General features: G+C 37.9%; 19 protein-coding genes. All 19 read left to right on the top strand.

All coding sequences use genetic code 11. The annotated features are described in order from the left end of the window. Positions 1-69: 69 nt before the first annotated feature. The 19 genes from ACFFGV_RS19510 (at position 70) to ACFFGV_RS19420 (ending at position 17,575) form a co-directional block, all read left to right on the top strand. A complete protein-coding gene (locus tag ACFFGV_RS19510; RefSeq protein WP_377351488.1) occupies positions 70-384 on the top strand; it encodes a P27 family phage terminase small subunit in 315 nt (104 codons plus the stop codon). Beyond that, a complete protein-coding gene (locus ACFFGV_RS19505) occupies positions 374-2,008 on the top strand; it encodes a terminase TerL endonuclease subunit (protein ID WP_377351486.1) in 1,635 nt (544 codons plus the stop codon). Before ACFFGV_RS19510 ends, ACFFGV_RS19505 begins: the two co-directional genes overlap by 11 nt. A 12-nt stretch (positions 2,009-2,020) precedes the next feature. Beyond that, a complete protein-coding gene (locus tag ACFFGV_RS19500; RefSeq protein WP_377351484.1) occupies positions 2,021-3,166 on the top strand; it encodes a phage portal protein in 1,146 nt (381 codons plus the stop codon). Further along, on the top strand, positions 3,163-3,930 hold the full coding sequence (locus ACFFGV_RS19495) for a head maturation protease, ClpP-related (RefSeq protein WP_377351482.1): 768 nt from the start codon (positions 3,163-3,165) through the stop codon (positions 3,928-3,930). The genes ACFFGV_RS19500 and ACFFGV_RS19495 overlap by 4 nt, the downstream gene beginning before the upstream one ends. Positions 3,931-3,971: 41 nt before the next feature. Further along, complete coding sequence (locus ACFFGV_RS19490) at positions 3,972-5,147, top strand: phage major capsid protein (protein ID WP_377351480.1); 1,176 nt, start codon at positions 3,972-3,974, stop codon at positions 5,145-5,147. Next, the gene (locus tag ACFFGV_RS19485; protein WP_377351478.1) at positions 5,077-5,412 is read left to right on the top strand and encodes a fibronectin type III domain-containing protein; all 336 of its coding nucleotides are present in this window, start codon (positions 5,077-5,079) and stop codon (positions 5,410-5,412) included. Before ACFFGV_RS19490 ends, ACFFGV_RS19485 begins: the two co-directional genes overlap by 71 nt. A 13-nt stretch (positions 5,413-5,425) precedes the next feature. Further along, positions 5,426-5,623: a hypothetical protein gene (locus tag ACFFGV_RS19480; RefSeq protein ID WP_377351476.1), complete on the top strand. Its 198-nt coding sequence runs from the start codon at positions 5,426-5,428 to the stop codon at positions 5,621-5,623. 8 nt (positions 5,624-5,631) lie between these two features. Then, the gene (locus ACFFGV_RS19475) at positions 5,632-5,943 is read left to right on the top strand and encodes a hypothetical protein (protein ID WP_377351474.1); all 312 of its coding nucleotides are present in this window, start codon (positions 5,632-5,634) and stop codon (positions 5,941-5,943) included. Continuing rightward, positions 5,903-6,268 carry a phage head-tail adapter protein gene (locus ACFFGV_RS19470; protein ID WP_377351472.1) on the top strand — a complete coding sequence of 122 codons (366 nt, stop codon included), beginning with the start codon at positions 5,903-5,905 and terminating at the stop codon, positions 6,266-6,268. The genes ACFFGV_RS19475 and ACFFGV_RS19470 overlap by 41 nt, the downstream gene beginning before the upstream one ends. Beyond that, positions 6,261-6,653: a hypothetical protein gene (locus ACFFGV_RS19465; protein WP_377351470.1), complete on the top strand. Its 393-nt coding sequence runs from the start codon at positions 6,261-6,263 to the stop codon at positions 6,651-6,653. Before ACFFGV_RS19470 ends, ACFFGV_RS19465 begins: the two co-directional genes overlap by 8 nt. Further along, the gene (locus ACFFGV_RS19460) at positions 6,637-7,035 is read left to right on the top strand and encodes a hypothetical protein (protein WP_377351468.1); all 399 of its coding nucleotides are present in this window, start codon (positions 6,637-6,639) and stop codon (positions 7,033-7,035) included. The genes ACFFGV_RS19465 and ACFFGV_RS19460 overlap by 17 nt, the downstream gene beginning before the upstream one ends. Further along, entirely contained in the window at positions 7,035-7,619 is a 585-nt protein-coding gene (locus tag ACFFGV_RS19455) for a phage tail protein (protein ID WP_377351466.1), read from the top strand. Before ACFFGV_RS19460 ends, ACFFGV_RS19455 begins: the two co-directional genes overlap by 1 nt. Before the next feature lie 46 nt (positions 7,620-7,665). Next, positions 7,666-8,133, top strand: a complete 468-nt coding sequence (locus tag ACFFGV_RS19450) for a hypothetical protein (RefSeq protein WP_377351464.1) — start codon at positions 7,666-7,668, stop codon at positions 8,131-8,133. 202 nt (positions 8,134-8,335) lie between these two features. After that, positions 8,336-11,758 carry a phage tail tape measure protein gene (locus tag ACFFGV_RS19445; protein ID WP_377351462.1) on the top strand — a complete coding sequence of 1,141 codons (3,423 nt, stop codon included), beginning with the start codon at positions 8,336-8,338 and terminating at the stop codon, positions 11,756-11,758. 6 nt (positions 11,759-11,764) lie between these two features. Continuing rightward, complete coding sequence (locus ACFFGV_RS19440) at positions 11,765-13,267, top strand: phage tail domain-containing protein (protein WP_377351460.1); 1,503 nt, start codon at positions 11,765-11,767, stop codon at positions 13,265-13,267. A gap of 14 nt (positions 13,268-13,281) precedes the next feature. Further along, entirely contained in the window at positions 13,282-16,656 is a 3,375-nt protein-coding gene (locus tag ACFFGV_RS19435; RefSeq protein ID WP_377351458.1) for a phage tail spike protein, read from the top strand. A gap of 36 nt (positions 16,657-16,692) precedes the next feature. Further along, the gene (locus ACFFGV_RS19430) at positions 16,693-16,869 is read left to right on the top strand and encodes a hypothetical protein (protein WP_377351456.1); all 177 of its coding nucleotides are present in this window, start codon (positions 16,693-16,695) and stop codon (positions 16,867-16,869) included. 51 nt (positions 16,870-16,920) lie between these two features. Then, complete coding sequence (locus tag ACFFGV_RS19425) at positions 16,921-17,265, top strand: hypothetical protein (RefSeq protein ID WP_377351454.1); 345 nt, start codon at positions 16,921-16,923, stop codon at positions 17,263-17,265. Positions 17,266-17,299: 34 nt separating this feature from the next. Further along, positions 17,300-17,575 (top strand): holin, encoded by a 276-nt coding sequence (locus ACFFGV_RS19420; protein WP_377351574.1) that lies wholly within the window; start codon positions 17,300-17,302, stop codon positions 17,573-17,575. Positions 17,576-17,577: the final 2 nt, after the last annotated feature.

The following is a 17,577-nucleotide window of genomic DNA, read 5'->3' as shown; positions in this document are numbered from 1 at the left end:
TAAAAAGATAGATGGCATTTCTCGCGTGAAAGGATATTGGGTAAAAATGGAAGAAAGGAGGAAGAATCTATGGCTGCGATAAAGCGTGAAAATTTAAGGAAAAGAATTGAAAAAGATTTAAAAAATCAGTTGAAAGATAAATGGATTGTCGGAAATCATTATTCCGATATGATTCAAGATTATCTTTCGTTGTGGGATTTAAAATGTGATTTGATTAATGACATTAGAAAATACGGAACTAAAATAGCTGGCATGCATGGTCCTAAGTCAAATCCAGCAATTAATGATTTACACAAGACAAATGCACAAATGCTAAAGATTTTATCAGAGCTAGGATTAAACGCATCTCCTAATGAACCGAAGGATGATGACGATGAGTTCTAAGATAAAATACAATGAGCATATTGATCGATACATTAATAAAGTTAAATCTGGCGAGATTATCGTCTCCCAAGAAGTACGATTACTTATTGATTATGTCCAACTAAAGCTTGATCGTGATGATGTATATATTGACGGGGAAGAAATAAACGAGGCTATTGATAATATCGAAAAATATTTTCCTTTTAAGCTTTTGGATTGGCAAAAGTTCATAACAGCATTTGTTGTGGGTGTCTTTTACGAAGATGGTTCTTTAGTTTTCAATGAGTTTTTTATCATGATGGGAAGAGGGGCCGGGAAAAATGGTTTTATAGCTGCTTTGTCCTTTTACCTTATTTCCAAACAAAAAATAAAAAACTATGATGTTGGTATTGTTGCTACAAGCGAATCACAGGCGAAAACCTCTTTTATGGATGTTTGGAATGTCCTCGATGATAACTGGAAAAAACTCCATAAGTTCTTTAAGAAAACGTTAGAAATTATTGGTTTCTATAAGACGAAATCGAAATTAAAGTACTATACGAACAATGCTCGTACCAAAGATGGATTAAGACCAGGAGCAATAATATTTGATGAGGTTCACGCTTACGAAAGTGAAGATAATATAAAAGTATTTACATCAGCTTTGGGTAAGGTACAACGCCCAAGGCGTTTTTATATTACTACAGATGGCTATATTCGAGATGGATTTTTGGACCAAATGAAAGAAGAATCTAGTATGCTTCTCAAAGGGGAAATCAAGAAGAGTAAACTATTCCCTTTTATATGTAAATTAGATGATAAAGAAGAAGTCCATGATTTTAGAAAATGGGAAAAAGCCAACCCCTCCATAAATCATTTTCCTGATTTGAAAGAAGAAATGGAGACCGAATATCACAATCTTGAGCATCGTAAGTCAGCAAAAATTGAATTTATGACTAAACGTATGAATGTCCCTTCACAAGATGCTTATGACTTAGTTGCGGAATGGGAAAAAATAAAAGCAACCAATCAGACCATGCCCGACTTAAAAGGGGTAACTTGCATTGGTGCAATAGACTATTCGGATACTAAAGACTTTGCGGCAGTAGGGTTGTTATTCAAACAAGGTAATAAACGATATTGGAAGCATCATACATTTATAAATCAAAAGTCTCTTGATGCTAATAATTTCAAGGTTGATTTAGAGAGAGCAAAAAGTGAAGGGTTAGTAACTATAATTAAGGACGAAACAAATAGGCCTGAACATATAGCTGATTGGTTTGCAGAACAAGCTAAGTATTATCACATCAAATTAATCACAAGTGACTTATATAGGATTAACTATTTGAGAGAAGAATTTGACAAAATGGGTTTTAATAAATTGGAGATTGCTAGAAGTGGAACCAAAACTCACACCATGCTTAGACCAATCATTGAAGATCTATTCGCTTATGAAAATATCATCTATGGAGACGATTTAATGATGCGATGGTACACAAACAATGTGTATATAAAGAGAGATGCCAAAGAGAATATCACTTACGAAAAAATTGAGCCACGTCTTCGAAAGACAGATGGCTTTTTTGCGTTATTACACGCTTTGCAATTTGAAGAACAACTTCCTAAGCAAGTGAATATTAAACCATTCAAAACCATGGTTTTCTAAGGGGGTGACCAATTGGGACTAAAAGAGTTGTTTGGGGGATTATTCGGAGGAAGTAAATATGTTGATTTAAAAGGTACATTTATAGACCTTGGAGTGGAATACCATTACAAGAATCTAGCCATACAAACCTGTATCAATTTAATAGCTAATTCCCTTGTGCGGTCTACATTTAGGACATATGAAAAAGGCAAGGAAAAGAAAAGCCATAACTATTATTTGTTTAATGTCCAACCTAATGTGAATCAAAACAGCAGTCAGTTTTTTCATGAGTTTGTATCCAAGCTAGTTTATGATAATGAATGCTTGGTAGTTATGCAAAACAAAGGGTTATATGTTGCTGAGAGTTTTGAAATTAAAGAGTTTGCACTTAAAGAAAATCTTTATACAAGCGTAGTTATCAATGATTATAAGTTAGATAAAACTTTCTCTGAGTCAGAGGTTTTTTACTTTAAATTAAATAATGAGCGTATGAAAAACGTTCTTGATAGCTTATACGCTAGCTATGGAAAGTTGCTTTCTGCAGCAATGAATTACTACAAACGATCAAACGCACTAAGAGTTAAGCTGAAAATAGATGGTAACTTTGCACAAACAGATGAGAGCCAAGAATCCATGGAAGATATGTTTAATGAACAGATGGAACGCTTTTTGAAAGCTGAGGATGCTGCTGCTTTTCCAGAACAGTCCGGTATGAGCATAGAAGAGATGTTTCAAAACAGTAAAGGAACTACTACAAGAGACATAAGGGCTATAGTGGATGATATTTTTGATTTTGTAAGTATGTCTTTCCACATACCAAAGGGACTCTTGAAAGGAGATTTAGCAGATGTTGAAGGACAAACAGATAACTTTCTCATGTTCTGTGTAGCGCCGATTGCAGAGCAGATTGAAGATGAGGTGAACAGGAAGTATTACTCCAAAGATGAATTCTTAAATCGGACATACTTTAAAGTGGATACCTCACTCATCAAATATATTGACCCCGTGAAACTAGCTACTGCATTGGATAAATACCTATCCAGCGGAACGCATTCTGTTAATGAGAACAGAAGCATGGTAGGTCTTGAACCATTAGAGGAGGATTGGGCAGATGAACATTATGTTACGAAAAACTATGAAGGCATTAAAGAGTATTTGAAAGGGGGTGAGGGAGAATGAACTTAGGGGATGTTATGAAGAAGTATTCTAACAACTTAGAGAGTAAATTCGAAGTTAAGAATGAAGCACAAGATGGTGCTGCTTCTATATATATTGAAGGCGCTATTGGTGGAATTTTCAGCAGTGCTAGTGCCGTAGAAATTCGGCGACAAGTTAACTCAATTGAGAAGGATCAAATTAATGTTCATATCAACTCTCCTGGAGGTGATGTTTTTGATGGAGTAGCAATTCATAATTTACTGAAAAATCATAAGGCCGAAATTATTGTTTATGTAGACGGGATTGCGGCAAGTGCTGCATCTGTTATTGCAATGGCAGGGGATAAAATCATCATGCCAAGAAACACAATGATGATGATTCACAACGCATCGACGTTTGGTTTTGGAAATGCAAAAGCATTTAAGAAACTCGCAAATGATTTAGAAAAGGTAGACTCTGGGCCAGTATTGCAAAGTTACACTAGTCGGTTTGTTGGTGAACAGGGTGAGCTTCAAAATCTACTCGATGATGAGACATTTTTAACAGCAGATGAATGTTATTCATTAGGCTTTGCTGATGAAGTTGCTGAAGAAATAGAACTTGAAGAAACTTCAGAACCTGAAGGGGCCAAAGAAAACATACTAGCTAAATATGCAGCTCAGCAGGATAAAGCGAACGGGAATCAGCAACTTCAAAATAACCCGCAGTCAGAAGGTAAACATACTGACAAGCAAACGAACGTAGCTAAAATATTTCAGAACTTTTTTGACGCTTTTAATCGATAAAAGCGTTTTTATTTTGCTTTAAATTAGAGGGGGATCTATGTATGAGTTATAAAATTAAACCGTTGAAGTTAAATCTACAGCACTTTGCAAAAGGGATGAATAATCTTGATCGTGATGAGAACAAACAAAATGAACTGAAACAACAGATTTCTGATGCTATGAACAGTGGTGACCAAGATGCAGTAAATGATGCTCTTTTCGCAATGGCAGAAAATATTCAACAAAGCGTATTACAAGAAGCACAGTCTTATATTGATAGTGATATTACCGATGCTAAAATCATGGAACAACGAGGTATCCACTCTCTCACCAATGAGGAAACGAAATTTTATAACGAAGTCATTGATGGCGAAGGTTTTGACGGTGTAGAAACACTTGTTCCAGCTACTGTCATTGACCGAGTATTTGAAGATTTAAAACAGCGACATCCGTTGTTAAATACAATAGATTTTGTGAACACAACTGGTATTACAGAGTGGGTAGTTCGTAAAGGTGACGTAAACCCAGCTTTCTGGGGTAAGTTAACCAGTAAAATTAAAGAATTGCTGGATGATGGATTCGAGAAAAAGAAAATGGATCTCTACAAGCTTTCTGCATTTATTCCAGTTGCAAAGGCTATGCTTAATCTTGGGCCACAATGGTTAGATCGATACGTAAGAACCGTTCTTGCGGAAGCTATGTCCATTGCTCTTGAGGAAGCAATTGTTAAAGGTTCAGGTAAAGAGCAGCCGATTGGCATAATTAAAGACTTAAAAGGGGCTGTAACGGATGGTGTTTACCCAGATAAAACAGCAACTATCCTCGCTGACCTTAAGGCAAAAACACTTGGTCAAAAAGTCATGGCTCCCTTAACAAAAGGCGGAAAACGTTCCGTAAGCAACGTTATTATGGTTGTAAACCCTTTAGATTACTGGAACAAAATCTTTGGGGAGCAAGTCATTTTAAATCAAAATGGTACTTATGTGAATACAGGTCTACCAATACCAGCTACCATTATTCAATCTGTAGCAATGCCGGAAGGTAAAATGTCTGTAGGGTTAGCCAAAGACTATTTCATGGGAGCTGGTTCAAGTCGTGAAGTAGAAACATCTAATGAGTATCGTTTTTTAGATGATGAAAAAGTGTACATGACTAAAATGTACGCAAATGGAACACCGAAAGATAATGAATCTTTCTTACTATTCGACATCTCTGGTATTGGGGCGGAAACGCCCTAATGCTCCCTCAAATATAACGGCATCAAATGTGACAGATACCAGCCTTAATCTGACGTGGGATGCTGTTAGCTATGATGAGGGAATCCAACATTATGAAATATATAGAGACGGAGCATTCGTTGATACTAGAGTTGGAACTAGCTTTGCTGATAGCGGCTTAACAGCCGACACAACGTTTAGCTACCAAGTTCGTACAGTAGGAAGTAATAATGTGAAATCTGCTCTAAGTGCTCCAGTAGAAGTTACCACTACCAGCGGAGCGTAAGGAGGTAAAATAGTTGAAAGATTATGTCGTAGTAAGTCCTTTTCAGGATAAGACACAAAAGCATCGCCACTATCGTGTTGGCGATGCTTACCCTTATGGGAATTGGAGACCGTCTCAAGAACGAATTGATGAATTACTCTATAACGAGGAATACGGCAGAGCTTTCATTGAGGAAGTGTCGGAAGAGAGAGAGTATTCCGAAGAGGAGTAGGTGATTCAGTGGAAATAGAAGCACTATTAGAAGAAGTGAAAGGCTATCTTAAAGTTACATGGAATGAAGAAGATAAGGAAATAGAGGACATTATCAAAGGCGGCCAATATTATCTGAATGAGAAAGCAGGAGTTGATTTACACTTCTCTACTCATTACAAAGCGAAACAACTCCTAAAAGACTACTGTCGTTATGTATATAACCACTCTTTTGAGTTGTTTGAAGTAAACTTTGGTAGAGAGATACTAACCCTCTCAGTGAATGAAGGGATGAAAAAACGTGCGGCGGAACATTCAGCGACCGATACATCAAGTATTTAACGATGGTTTTTTATATTATGGACATGATGAAACTCAACGTAATAGTACAGGTAAGCGTATAGGGGATAAGTTCATCCAAAACGGTATGCTAGCTTATCAGTTGATGGATGGTAGAGAAGAAGATTACGAGATGGCAAACACACAAGGAAACAGCCTTGATTTAAAGGTGAAAACACCGTTTCCTCCATCTTTTTATAACGTACCTAAAACAAACCTGAAAGTCTATATAGAAGATATAGAATACCACGTGATAACCGTCGATTTTGATAGAGGTCGCCGGTTTTTATTTTTCTATCTTCAGGAAGTAGGTGTCGCAGATGAATGAAAAAGCCAAAAAGATGATTGAGCAACAAAACGAGAGATTGTATAACACTCTCAAAGACACCTTTAATCTACCTGTTTATCAAGATTCTGTAGCAGACGATGAAAGGCCTAATAAACTAAACCTATTTTTGCTTATATTCGGAGATTGGAGTCCTGGGGAAAGCGAACAGTATCTCACACAAGATATTATCGTGACGTATTTGTCGGAGGATAGCGAAACGTTGGAAACAGATGCATTAGATATTATCTCATCCATCTCTAGCATTAATTTAATTAATTTCCATGATTCAAATAGAGATAGGGTGCAAAAAAAGGACACTGAGGAATACGTTGATCGGTTAACGTTCATTTTCAAACGAGGGATTAAATATGAGTGTCCGATTTGAAGTTGATTATTCCGAGGTACAGCGACTCCAAGAAAAATTTGCTCAGTTACCAGGCAACGTAGAGAAAGTATTAAATGATGTATTGCATTCATTTGGAGTAGAAGCTGTTAAAGAGAATATCAAGGAACGTATCCCTGTTTCTGATAAGCAAAAGCGACATGCAGCTAACTACAAATCTTTGAAAAATGAAGATTTTAATCTAGGTTTTATTATTAAGCCTAAGCCCAAATATAGATATTTGGTATTTCCAGACCAAGCACTTGGTACATCTCTAGGGAATTCTCCAGAAGAATTTATGAGCAAGGGGAATGACGCAAGTATTGATTTAATCATGGCGCAAATCAACGAAGAAGTTGAGCGTTTATTAAGGGAGGAATTTTAATGGCAACCGCAGTAGAAACGTTTGATGCTGTCTCTGTCAAAAACACTAGCATTCAGTTTATCGATTCAGATGGAACACAACAAGATGGGTCTCCAATTGGATGTGTTGGAACCATCGGGGGAGAAACAGAACTAAAAGAAATTGTTAAGCGTTGTGAAGGTGTCGAGAAAAAGAAGAAGACAAAACCAATTAAGATGAATCTAACTTTATCAGCCCATGTAAAACAATCTGTTCTACGAGGGATATTCGGATTATCTAATCAGGGTATGAAGCCAGGGATATATAAATACTCTGAAGATGCGGATGCTAAAGATTTTATTTTAACTGCTGATGTTATTGATGAGTTTGAAGATGTTACCAAGTTAATTGCTTTTGGCAATTGTACAAGTGCCACAGGATTAAAATTCACTGTGGAAAATGGGGCAGATGAACTTGCTCTTATGGAATTAGAATTTACAGCTTATACAGATGATAAGGGCAACTTTATGTATGAGGCTCTAATCCCTGAACTAGATGACGACACAATCAAAGATACATGGCATACTCAGTTTAATACATCACTAGTGGAAGTAGCTACACCTTAATGAGCAGGGATAACCTCCCTGTTCTTTTTATTTTAGGAGGGAAAGCATGGCTAAATTCGAAAAGATTACCTTGAAAGACCGCGAAATTGTAGAAACAGAAGAAGGTGATTTCGAAGAGAGATTTTTGAATGAAAGACATTATCCAGCTGCTATTACAAACTATGGTCTGAATATTGGAGAAAAAATGGGCTTGTTGGAAGGATCTAATCTTACTGATTTATTAAAACTTGCTAATCTTGAAAAATTACAGAGTGATATCAGTCGAAATTTCATTTCAGAAGAGAGTATGGAAGCATCAGATGAGATAGACATTGTTAAGTATTTAAAAGTTATTTATATAGCTTTAATAGGGATAAACAAAAATCTCCAGTTATCCTTTGATGAATTCACAGAAAAGTATCACGATACTACTCCCACTATTATGCAAACCTATACAAGGTTGGTCATGGCTAGTTTGAGCGTCAAACAGAATAAGTTTGCTGAAGGGTTACAAAAAAGCACTAAAAAAAAGTAGATAAAGACCAAAAGAAAGCAAAACCTCCTCAATTAAATGTGGAGAATGTAGAAGATCGTTATGTTTTGTATTGTTTGGTCTATGGCATAGATAATGAAATTTTTTGGCATCATCCTATACCAGATGTAGAACGTATATACGAAAGTAAACAAGCTTATGATGCATGGGCTAGTAATCCGACAACTGAAGGGTAGGTGAGAACATGGCTAAGAATCCAGAAACAAAAGTTAAGTTTAGTGTATTTAACCAGGAATTTAATAAAGCGCTTAAAGAAATGGGTGAAGAAAGCTCTCGACTGAAAAAAGAATTTAAACTACAGTCGGAGCAAATGAAAGATACTGCAACAGCTACAGAAAAACTAGAAACTACAATAACCTATTTAGGAAAGCAACAAGATGTAGTCAAACGCAAAATTAGCGCTACTGAGCAACAATTAGAAAAGGCGAAACAAACCTATGGAGAGAATTCTAACGAAGCTAACAAATTAGCAAATAAGCTTCTTGACTTGCAAATATCTGAACAAAAGTTAGAAAACTCTATAAGTCAAACCAGACAAGAGATTTCAAAACAAGGACAAGTATTTTTGAACACAGGTAAGGACGCAGAAAAATACAGGAAATCCTTGAAAAAAGTTTTGGATGAAGCTGGTGATATGGGTGAAAAACTGACATCAGGTGTGACCTTACCTTTAGCTGGTGCAGGTGCTGCAGCTGGAGCAAGCGCTATAAACATTAAAGATGCTGCAACGTTAATGACTGGATCGCTAGGTGCAACCGGGCAAGAAGCTAAGCAGTTAGAAGATGACATGAGGAGTGTGTGGTCAGAAGGTTTTGGAGACAGTCCGGAGCAAGTGGCAAGATCCATGATGATGGTGAAGCAGAATATTCAAGGGTTAAATGACGGAAAGCAGCTGCAGAATGTCACTAAGAACATGTTGCTTCTGGCAGATGCGACGGAAGCCGATTTAGGTGAAGCCACCCGTGGTGTCAATCAAATCATGTATAACTTCGGTAAGACTGCGGATGAGGCCATGAATCTCTTTAAGAAAGGTCATGAGGAAGGGCTTAACTATTCTCAAGAAATGTTCGACAATATTTCCGAATATGCTCCTAAGTTTAAAGATATGGGGTACTCTGCTGAAGAATACTTTCAACTACTAGTACAAGGGGCGAAAAACGGGGCCTATAACCTCGATTATATTAACGATGCGGTGAAGACGTTCGATGATAACCTGAACTCTGGTTCCGATTCCGTTAAAGACGCTTTTAGTCATTTAAATGAAGATACCCAGGAACTATTCCAAGAGTTTCAAAATGGCGGTTCCAGCACCCAGGAAGTTTTTGGTGCTGTCCTTTTGAGTCTCCAAGAGATGGAGAATCAAACTAAAGCAAACGAATTAGGTGCTGAATTGATTGGATCCAAATTTGAGGATATGGGCGCAGAAGCTGTGTATTCGTTAAAAGAGGTAAATGACTCCATGGACAATGTTCAAGGTTCTATGGATCGTTTTGCAGAGTCCCAAGAGGAGGTGTTCAGTAGAGAACTCAAGAGTACATTACGTGAACTTCAGGAAGCATTAGAGCCTATTGGAGAAGAATTACTGGATATAGCTCAAGATATTATCCCGCACATTAAAGACCTTGCTAATTGGTTTGCTGAAGTAGATGAGGAAACACAAAAGTTTATTTTGTCTATCGGTGGTCTAGTGGCTGCTGCTGGTCCTGCTATCACAATTTTCTCCAAGTTAGATGGTCTCATAGGTGGATTGATAGGAAGCTTTGGAGGGGCAGGAGTAGCTGTAGGAAAAAAGGGGTTTGGAGGAATTCTACTAAAGCTAGTCAGTAAAGCTGGACCAGTTGGATTAGGTATAGCTGCCATCGGGGGATTAGGGTTTGCAGTTAGCCAATTGATAGATAAAAAGAACAAATTAAATGAAGTATCTTTAGACACAGCTAACAGCATGATGAAAGAATACGAGGATACTGGTAAGATGATTAGTCAGTTTGATCAACTACGGAATAAATCCAAGCTTTCAAGTAATGAGTTTGCTCGTTATATTGACTTGCAAGCCGAGTTGAAAACTGCATCAAGCGCAGAAGCTGTTAAAGCGATTAAAGACGAGATGAATAGACTCCAAGATAAATCTAATCTATCTAATGATGAACTAAATACCATGATTGGATTAAATAAAGATTTAGCTGAGTTACTACCAGGTTCTACATCAAAAATTAGTGATCAAGGTAATAAAATAGTAGGTACAACTGATGAGTTAAAAAAATATAACGAAGAAGCCAGGAAGGCAGCTATATTAGAAATGAAAGATCAATTCTATCAAGCTGCAGAAAATTACAATCAGCTTCTTCAAAATAGAACAAATCAACAAAAAACTTTGAACGCTTTCAAGCTACGAGAAAATGAAATTAATAACTACCTGCAAAATTATACCCAATCAGAGCTTCAATCATTGGCTCAAAAAGTTAAGAAAGAAAAGGATTCTCTTCAGAACCAAGCCGCAAGTGCAGCTTTAGGTAGTGAAGAGAGAGCCAATTTAACTCAACAAGCACACCAGAGAAGACAGTTATATCTATTAATAAAAGATGGAAAACAAGGGCTTACAGAGCAGTTGCTTACTGTGAAACAGCAGAAGAATGAACAGCAACAAAAACTTAATAAAACAGATCAAGAAATATCCAAATTAGATCAAGTATATAGGAAACTGCAACTTCAGTATCTTAAGAATGGTGGTATTAATGAGCAAACGGCTAGGAAAGCCATCCAAGAAGGCAACATAGCAGCTACGTTAGATGAACAAATATCTAAATTGGAACAACAGAAGAAAAAGCTGAATGAACAATACCCTCCTAGTAAACGAAATACGGATGAGTATCAAAACCAGATTTCCAAGATTAATGGACAGATAGGGCAAATGCAAACAGCAAAAGGGAAAATTCAAGAGCTTGGTCAAGAAGCTTACAATTACACAGGTGAACTAGGCAAGGATGTTACAAAGAATGTTAATACACGCTTGAGCATGAGCGAAAACAGCGCAAGAAACTATACAAATGAATTGGGGCAAGACGTTAGCAAAAACGTGAATGCCTATGTTAGTCCTAGCGCTGCCTCCATAAATAGAGAACTTGGAGGAACTGTAGAAAAGAAAGTGCATGCCTACATGAGTTATAGCGCCAGTATGCCATATAGTAGTTATGCAGAAGGCACAGACTATCACCCTGGAGGTCCCGCCATTGTTGGTGAGGAAGGGCCAGAATTAATTAGACAGGGAAATAAATGGTCACTACATGATTTTGGAATGATACCTAATCTGAAAACTGGTGCTGATGTCTTTACTCATGAACAGACAAAACAGATCTTAAGTGGAATAAATAGAATGCCAGCCTATGCTGGTGGTGTTGGTGTTAGCAAGTCCTTATCTAACAGACTTACTCGATTAAGCACTAACCTAGCAGCAAGGCAACAGAGCCATATAAACAATAGTCTTTCTCTAAATATAGAAGCCTCATCTATTGAGATGGATGGTCACGAAGTTGGGTTGATAACGTGGAAAACTGTTGAAGAACAACTCAATCAAGCAGAAGAGGAAGACGTCAGGTTTGGTGGAGGGTGATGTAAAATGAAAAGTGAGCTAAACTTCAAGATTGAATATGCGGATGGTTCCTCTCTCGATATGCATGATATAGGGTTATGGGTAGAGTCTTTTCATATGTATTCTCCCAACGCTATTAGAGAGAAAGAAGAAGTGCCTGGAATGTCAGGAGCACACTTAACTTCCACGAGAATAGGCGAGCGAAAAGTTCATATTGCTTTCCAGGTTGAAACCAATAGTATCAAGGACATGGATGCTAAAAGACACGAGATATATAGAACCTTTTTCACCAAGAAAGAATTTAAAATCATTCGTGACTTAACTCCTGATAAATACATCAAGATATTACAGGAAGGCGAATACGACATCGATTATATCACTTGTGAAGATGGGGAATTTGAGCTCGATTTAATCATGGTTGACCCATTTATCTATGGTGAGGAACAAAGACAGGTTATCCATGATCCCGACCATCCAGAAGATGCAGACTCTATAATACATTTAGATAGTGATGAGGAAGTGGAACCAGTTTATAGAGTAACATTTAAAGAGCCCACTACCTTCTTCTCTATAGCCACGCCAAAAGATTTATTCATGCTGGGAGCTCCATATAGCATTGATGAGTCACAATATGATCCATCTCCACTTGTATTATATGACAACATGGGAGACGTTACAGAATGGACAGAAAATGGTTTGGTGCCAGTGGATGGAGGAAATGCTTCTAATTATTTCAAAACAGACGGAAGCCTGTTCTTTGTCACTTCCTATGGATCTGGTGATGGGTGGCATGGTCCAGCGGCAAGAAGAGATTTACCAAGAGCACTAGATAATTGGGTGGTAGATGTTTCTTTTAAACTATTCCTGGAGTCAGAAGAAGAGATAGGGAGAGTAGAATTATACTTAATAGCTGAGGATGGTTCTACATTAGGAAAGATGGCCATTAAAGATGTGTTCGCCAACTCCAATAATGCAATTGGTGAAATACGATTAGGTGGTTTAGAAAATGGCATAATGCTGGTGAAGGGAAATGGATATAGACCTGGAAGCTATAACAACAATATCATGCGCTTTTGGATGAGGAAGTTGGGAACTCAATATAAAGCACAATTTGGGGAAATTACAGACCGAGACGAACACGTAAATAGAATGAATGGTAAACACGAAGATAACGATAAGATATTTGATAAAAGATTAGCAGCTGTCCAGGTTCATGCAGCAAAAGCATCTGGACACAAATTCCCTGCGCAAACATTTATTTTAGACTTATACGTAGATGAGTTGGCAGTAGAGGAACAAGAAAATAACATACCATATATAGCGAATGCTGGGGATGAACTACTAATTGATTGTAGGAATCACAGCATTCTTTTTAATGGGCGCGATATCCTTCCCAATGGGGAAGAAGCTATTAGTTTACGAAATATGTACACGGATTTCTTTTCATTGCATCCAGGTATTAATTCGTTAGGTGTTTTACCTAAAAGTGCAGCAAAGGTTGAGACTTTCTACCAACCTAAAACACTATGATAGGGGGTGGGGTAGTGGTTGTATCCAAAATTGATAGTAAGTACGTTGGTATCTCAGATCAAGACATTAAAAACAGAAAAGAATACTATGGACCTAAATGCCTCTTTATATTTGGAAAAGACGAAGTACTAAAAGCAGAAATACCTTTGGATGAAGTTATGTCAGATAAACATATTGAGAAAATAGAGAATGCTCAAAGCACATATAGCTTCACCATCAGTTCCAAGCATTCAAAAGGAGTATATATCGAAGACGATGGTCTGGTTATCTTAAAAAATCTAGATGGCCATTTCATGGAGTTTCGAATTAAAAGTATTAAGACATGGAAAAACAAGACAACCGTCTTTGCTGAAAGCTCCCATATAGAATTATTAGATGACATTGTTAGACCGATGTCTTACGACAAGTATACCGCAAAACAATACTTAGACGCACTATTAGCTGGGCAACGTTGGAGTAGAGGTTTTGTGGAATCATCCAACTACAGGACTATGGAAATTAAGAATTATCCCTCTGTTTTAGAAGCAATACACAAAGTTCGAAACGAGTTTGGTCTAGAGATTAGGTTTAGAATAGGGTTAAACAGAAGTGGTTCTCGAATCGTCGGAAGATATATTGATTGGGTTAAACGTAGAGGAAAGCAAACTGGTCGTTCCTTTAATTATGGCAAGGATATTAAGGGGCTGGAAAGAGACAGTAACACAAAAGAAATGAAGACAGCTCTCATTGGATTAGGGAAAACAGATGAGAACGAAGAGCACTTAACTTTTAAAGATGCGGAATGGTCCACCGACAATGGAGATCCAGTAGACAAACCAAAAGGTCAGGATTGGGTCGGTGATCCTCAAGCGTTACAACAGTGGGGGGTACTTTTACCAGATGGCTCTCGCAAGCACATAGTAGGCAAACATGAGTCTCAATCAGAAGACCCTGAGTCTGTATTGCAGCATACCTGGGAAGTATTGAGAAGAAAAATAGGCAGCACTTTAAACTATGATATAAACGTCCTTCTATTAGAGAGGTTCACTGGCTATGCTCATGAAAAAGTAAGGCTTGGCGACGATAACATTGTAAAAAACAAAGATTTTGTCCCTGAAATCCTTGTTGAGGCTAGAATAATAGAGTTGGAAAGGTCTTATGTTACCCCCACTCAAGACAAAGCAGTACTAGGTGATTATAGAGAAGTAAAGAAACCGACCTATAAACTAGTACAAGATCTTCAGTCAGAATTAATGCGCAAACAAGGGGTTATTGAAAGCAAAACCAGAACGGTGAGGTCACCATCACCTCCGATGGACAAAAAGACTATATGGGTTGATACTAGCGGTAATGAGGATGTTTGGAAAAGCTGGGATGAAAACAGTCAGCAATGGAAAGAAGGACCGGGAGGGCCTCAAGGACCACAGGGTCCCCAAGGTGTTCAGGGGCCTCCGGGAGAAGATGGAGAGCCAAGATTCACATGGATTAAATACGCCGATGATAGTAATGGGAATAACATGAGTAATAACCCCACAGGAAAAGCTTACTTGGGGATATCGTATAATCAACTAACAAGTATTGAGTCTAGTGACCCGTCAGATTACAGTTGGTCGAAGGTGGAAGGCCCTAAAGGAAATAAAGGAGACCAAGGTATCCAAGGACCACCAGGAGAAGATGGAAAACCGACATATACTTGGATTAAATATGCAGACGATCAATCAGGCAACGGAATTTCAAATACTCCTGATGGTAAAGATTACATTGGTATAGCCTATAATCAACACAATCAAACAGAGAGCAATGATCCTAGTGATTATACATGGTCTAAAATTAAGGGGGCAAAAGGCGAACAAGGAGAGCAAGGACCAAAAGGACCTGAAGGGGAAAAAGGAGATAGAGGACCTCAAGGTTTAGAAGGACCTCGTGGTCCACAGGGGGCACAAGGTGTCCAAGGTGTTCCAGGTGAAGATGGCGACCCAAGGTACACATGGATGAAATATGCTAATGACGAACAAGGAAATGGTATGTCAGATTACCCCCAAGGCAAAGAATTTGTTGGATTTTCCTATAACAAATTAACAGCAAATGAGAGTAATAATCCTGAAGATTATACATGGATGAAATCTTTAGGACCAGTAGGACCACAGGGACCTCAAGGAGACACTGGAAGCCAAGGACCTCAAGGGCCAGAAGGACCCCAAGGACCAAATATAGTTGATACTAATACTTCCTTTGGTGTTGAGTGGCTAATAGCCGACCACATTAAAAGCTTGAATGGGCTTAATATTAACAATCAATTTGTTATTGATAGCAACGGAAATGCTATTTTTTCAGGTACCCTACAGGGGAATATCGTTAAAGCTCAAAATATTAATGTAAGTAATCTGAGTGCCATCCATTCTGATTTAGGTGATGTGAAAGCAGGAAACATTACCGCAGATACATTTGTTAATGTAGGTACGAATCTAAGTGTGGGAAACAATATATATATGGGTGAGCCTCAGGATACAGGTACAAAACGTATCAACTTCTTTTACGAGAATGAACCTGATCCGTTAGGGCAGCCCACCATAATCGGGCGCACTATCCAAGTAGAGGCTGCTAGTTTAAGTGATCCAGGGACCATGACTATTTCAATGGGAACAGTGAGAATAGAATCGGGAGATTTTAAAGTATTATATGGAGACTTAGAAGTGTGGGACCACCTTTTTGAAAAACATGATGATGGTTCTGGTGTCCAATTCCGTGCGAAAAATAACCCTGTAAACGGTGATCCGATATGGGTAGTTAAATCTAGTGGGCATTCAGAGCGTTTCAGGGTGGAGCATAATGGAGTCATTAGTACCTCCAACGATAAATTTGTCTTTGGTTCGGGAGCCGATATTGATACAGCTGGAGGCTCGTTCCGGGCAAGGCACGATGCTGACAATTATTTCTCTGTAGGACCAGGTCTTCAAGATATGTATATTGATAACGAACTAGCTTTTCGCTATAAAGTAGCTACTGATGATAACTATCATGGGATAATTCAAAGAGGTAACAGAACCTTAATAAAATTATTAAACGGTTCATCAAGCAAAACACCAGCCATACAGTCTCGTAATGGATATGATACCGAATATGGACAGGTTCATGGAACAGAGTTTGTAGCAAAATCTCAAAGGTCTTCTAAGAAAAATATAAAACCTTATGAAAAAAGTGTTTTAGAACAAATAAAAAAAATGAATGTTTACACATTCGTAAGAACCGCCTATCAATATGAAGATTTAGATGAAAGGTATAAATTAGGCTTTATGAAAGATGAGATGCCCAACTTACTGCAGAGCGGTGAAGGTATTGACATGAACGCTTTAACAGCCTATAACACTAAAGCTATTCAAGAAATTCTGCAAAAACTAGAAAACTTATAACACCTATACTGATGATCCTATAAAGGGGGTGAGAAAGTGCAAGAAATTCAATTTGATTATAATAAAGTTACGCAACAATTAACTTCTAAAATAGCACAGTTAGAATACAACCTAGCTTTAGCAATAGCTGAGAAGCAAGCTGTAGTAGAGTATGCAGATAAGCTAGAGAAAGAAAAAGAAGAATTGAAGGAACAGCTTGAAAATAATCGCTAAGGCGGTCTTTTTTTATGTCTGAATTTAGGGGAGTACGATAGGGGGCCGAATATGCCTGAACAACAAAAGGAAGTGGAGGACATGGAAAAATTCATGACAGTACTCATGGATGTAAAGGTGTCTCTTGGGAGACAAAATGAAAAGCTCGACAACCTTTTAGATATCAAACAAAAAGTAGATGAAACATATGACACAGCTAATAAAGCAGCAAATCGCTCTGCTTATAACCAACAAGCAATAGAAAAGATGGAGAAGGAAGTTAAGCGAAAAGCAGATAATGATGATGTAGAACGGATTGTCAAAGACAAGGATAATTGGAAACGGAATATGCCAGCCTGGGTTGCGGTAGCTTTATCAGCTATCGCTTTATTATTGCCTTATTTGGCCACGAATTAGAGGAGGTAACCACATGAATATAGAGAATGAAATGATGCAGCAAGTATTGATTTTTGCTTCGGTCATAGCCCCGTTTGTAACGGGATTATTACAAGCTGTCAAAAGGGTAACGGTTCTTCCAAAGAACTATATGCCATTGATTGCGGTAGTCATGGGAGTAGCGTTAGGAACAGTAGCATACCCATTTACGGATATGGGATTAGCATTACGTTTATGGTCTGGAGCTGGTGCAGGATTATCAGCCACAGGCCTATTTGAATTGGTGCAGAAGAAAGATGGTTATACGAACAAAGGAAAGGGTGGTGAGTAAGA

The sequence above is a fragment of the Pontibacillus salicampi genome, assembly GCF_042434395.1.
Classification (GTDB): Bacteria; Bacillota; Bacilli; order Bacillales; family BH030062; genus Pontibacillus; species Pontibacillus salicampi.
This window is presented reverse-complemented; position numbering and strand designations above follow the sequence as displayed.

Excerpts from the sequence above, each read along its gene's own strand:
- ACFFGV_RS19510 (WP_377351488.1), top strand. The coding sequence starts at position 70 with ATGGCTGCGATAAAGCGTGAAAATTTAAGGAAAAGAATTGAAAAAGAT.
- ACFFGV_RS19505 (WP_377351486.1), top strand. The coding sequence starts at position 374 with ATGAGTTCTAAGATAAAATACAATGAGCATATTGATCGATACATTAAT.
- ACFFGV_RS19495 (WP_377351482.1), top strand. The coding sequence starts at position 3,163 with ATGAACTTAGGGGATGTTATGAAGAAGTATTCTAACAACTTAGAGAGT.
- ACFFGV_RS19490 (WP_377351480.1), top strand. The coding sequence starts at position 3,972 with ATGAGTTATAAAATTAAACCGTTGAAGTTAAATCTACAGCACTTTGCA.
- ACFFGV_RS19485 (WP_377351478.1), top strand. The coding sequence starts at position 5,077 with ATGGAACACCGAAAGATAATGAATCTTTCTTACTATTCGACATCTCTG.
- ACFFGV_RS19465 (WP_377351470.1), top strand. The coding sequence starts at position 6,261 with ATGAATGAAAAAGCCAAAAAGATGATTGAGCAACAAAACGAGAGATTG.
- ACFFGV_RS19460 (WP_377351468.1), top strand. The coding sequence starts at position 6,637 with ATGAGTGTCCGATTTGAAGTTGATTATTCCGAGGTACAGCGACTCCAA.
- ACFFGV_RS19455 (WP_377351466.1), top strand. The coding sequence starts at position 7,035 with ATGGCAACCGCAGTAGAAACGTTTGATGCTGTCTCTGTCAAAAACACT.
- ACFFGV_RS19450 (WP_377351464.1), top strand. The coding sequence starts at position 7,666 with ATGGCTAAATTCGAAAAGATTACCTTGAAAGACCGCGAAATTGTAGAA.
- ACFFGV_RS19445 (WP_377351462.1), top strand. The coding sequence starts at position 8,336 with ATGGCTAAGAATCCAGAAACAAAAGTTAAGTTTAGTGTATTTAACCAG.
- ACFFGV_RS19440 (WP_377351460.1), top strand. The coding sequence starts at position 11,765 with ATGAAAAGTGAGCTAAACTTCAAGATTGAATATGCGGATGGTTCCTCT.
- ACFFGV_RS19425 (WP_377351454.1), top strand. The coding sequence starts at position 16,921 with ATGCCTGAACAACAAAAGGAAGTGGAGGACATGGAAAAATTCATGACA.
- ACFFGV_RS19420 (WP_377351574.1), top strand. The coding sequence starts at position 17,300 with ATGCAGCAAGTATTGATTTTTGCTTCGGTCATAGCCCCGTTTGTAACG.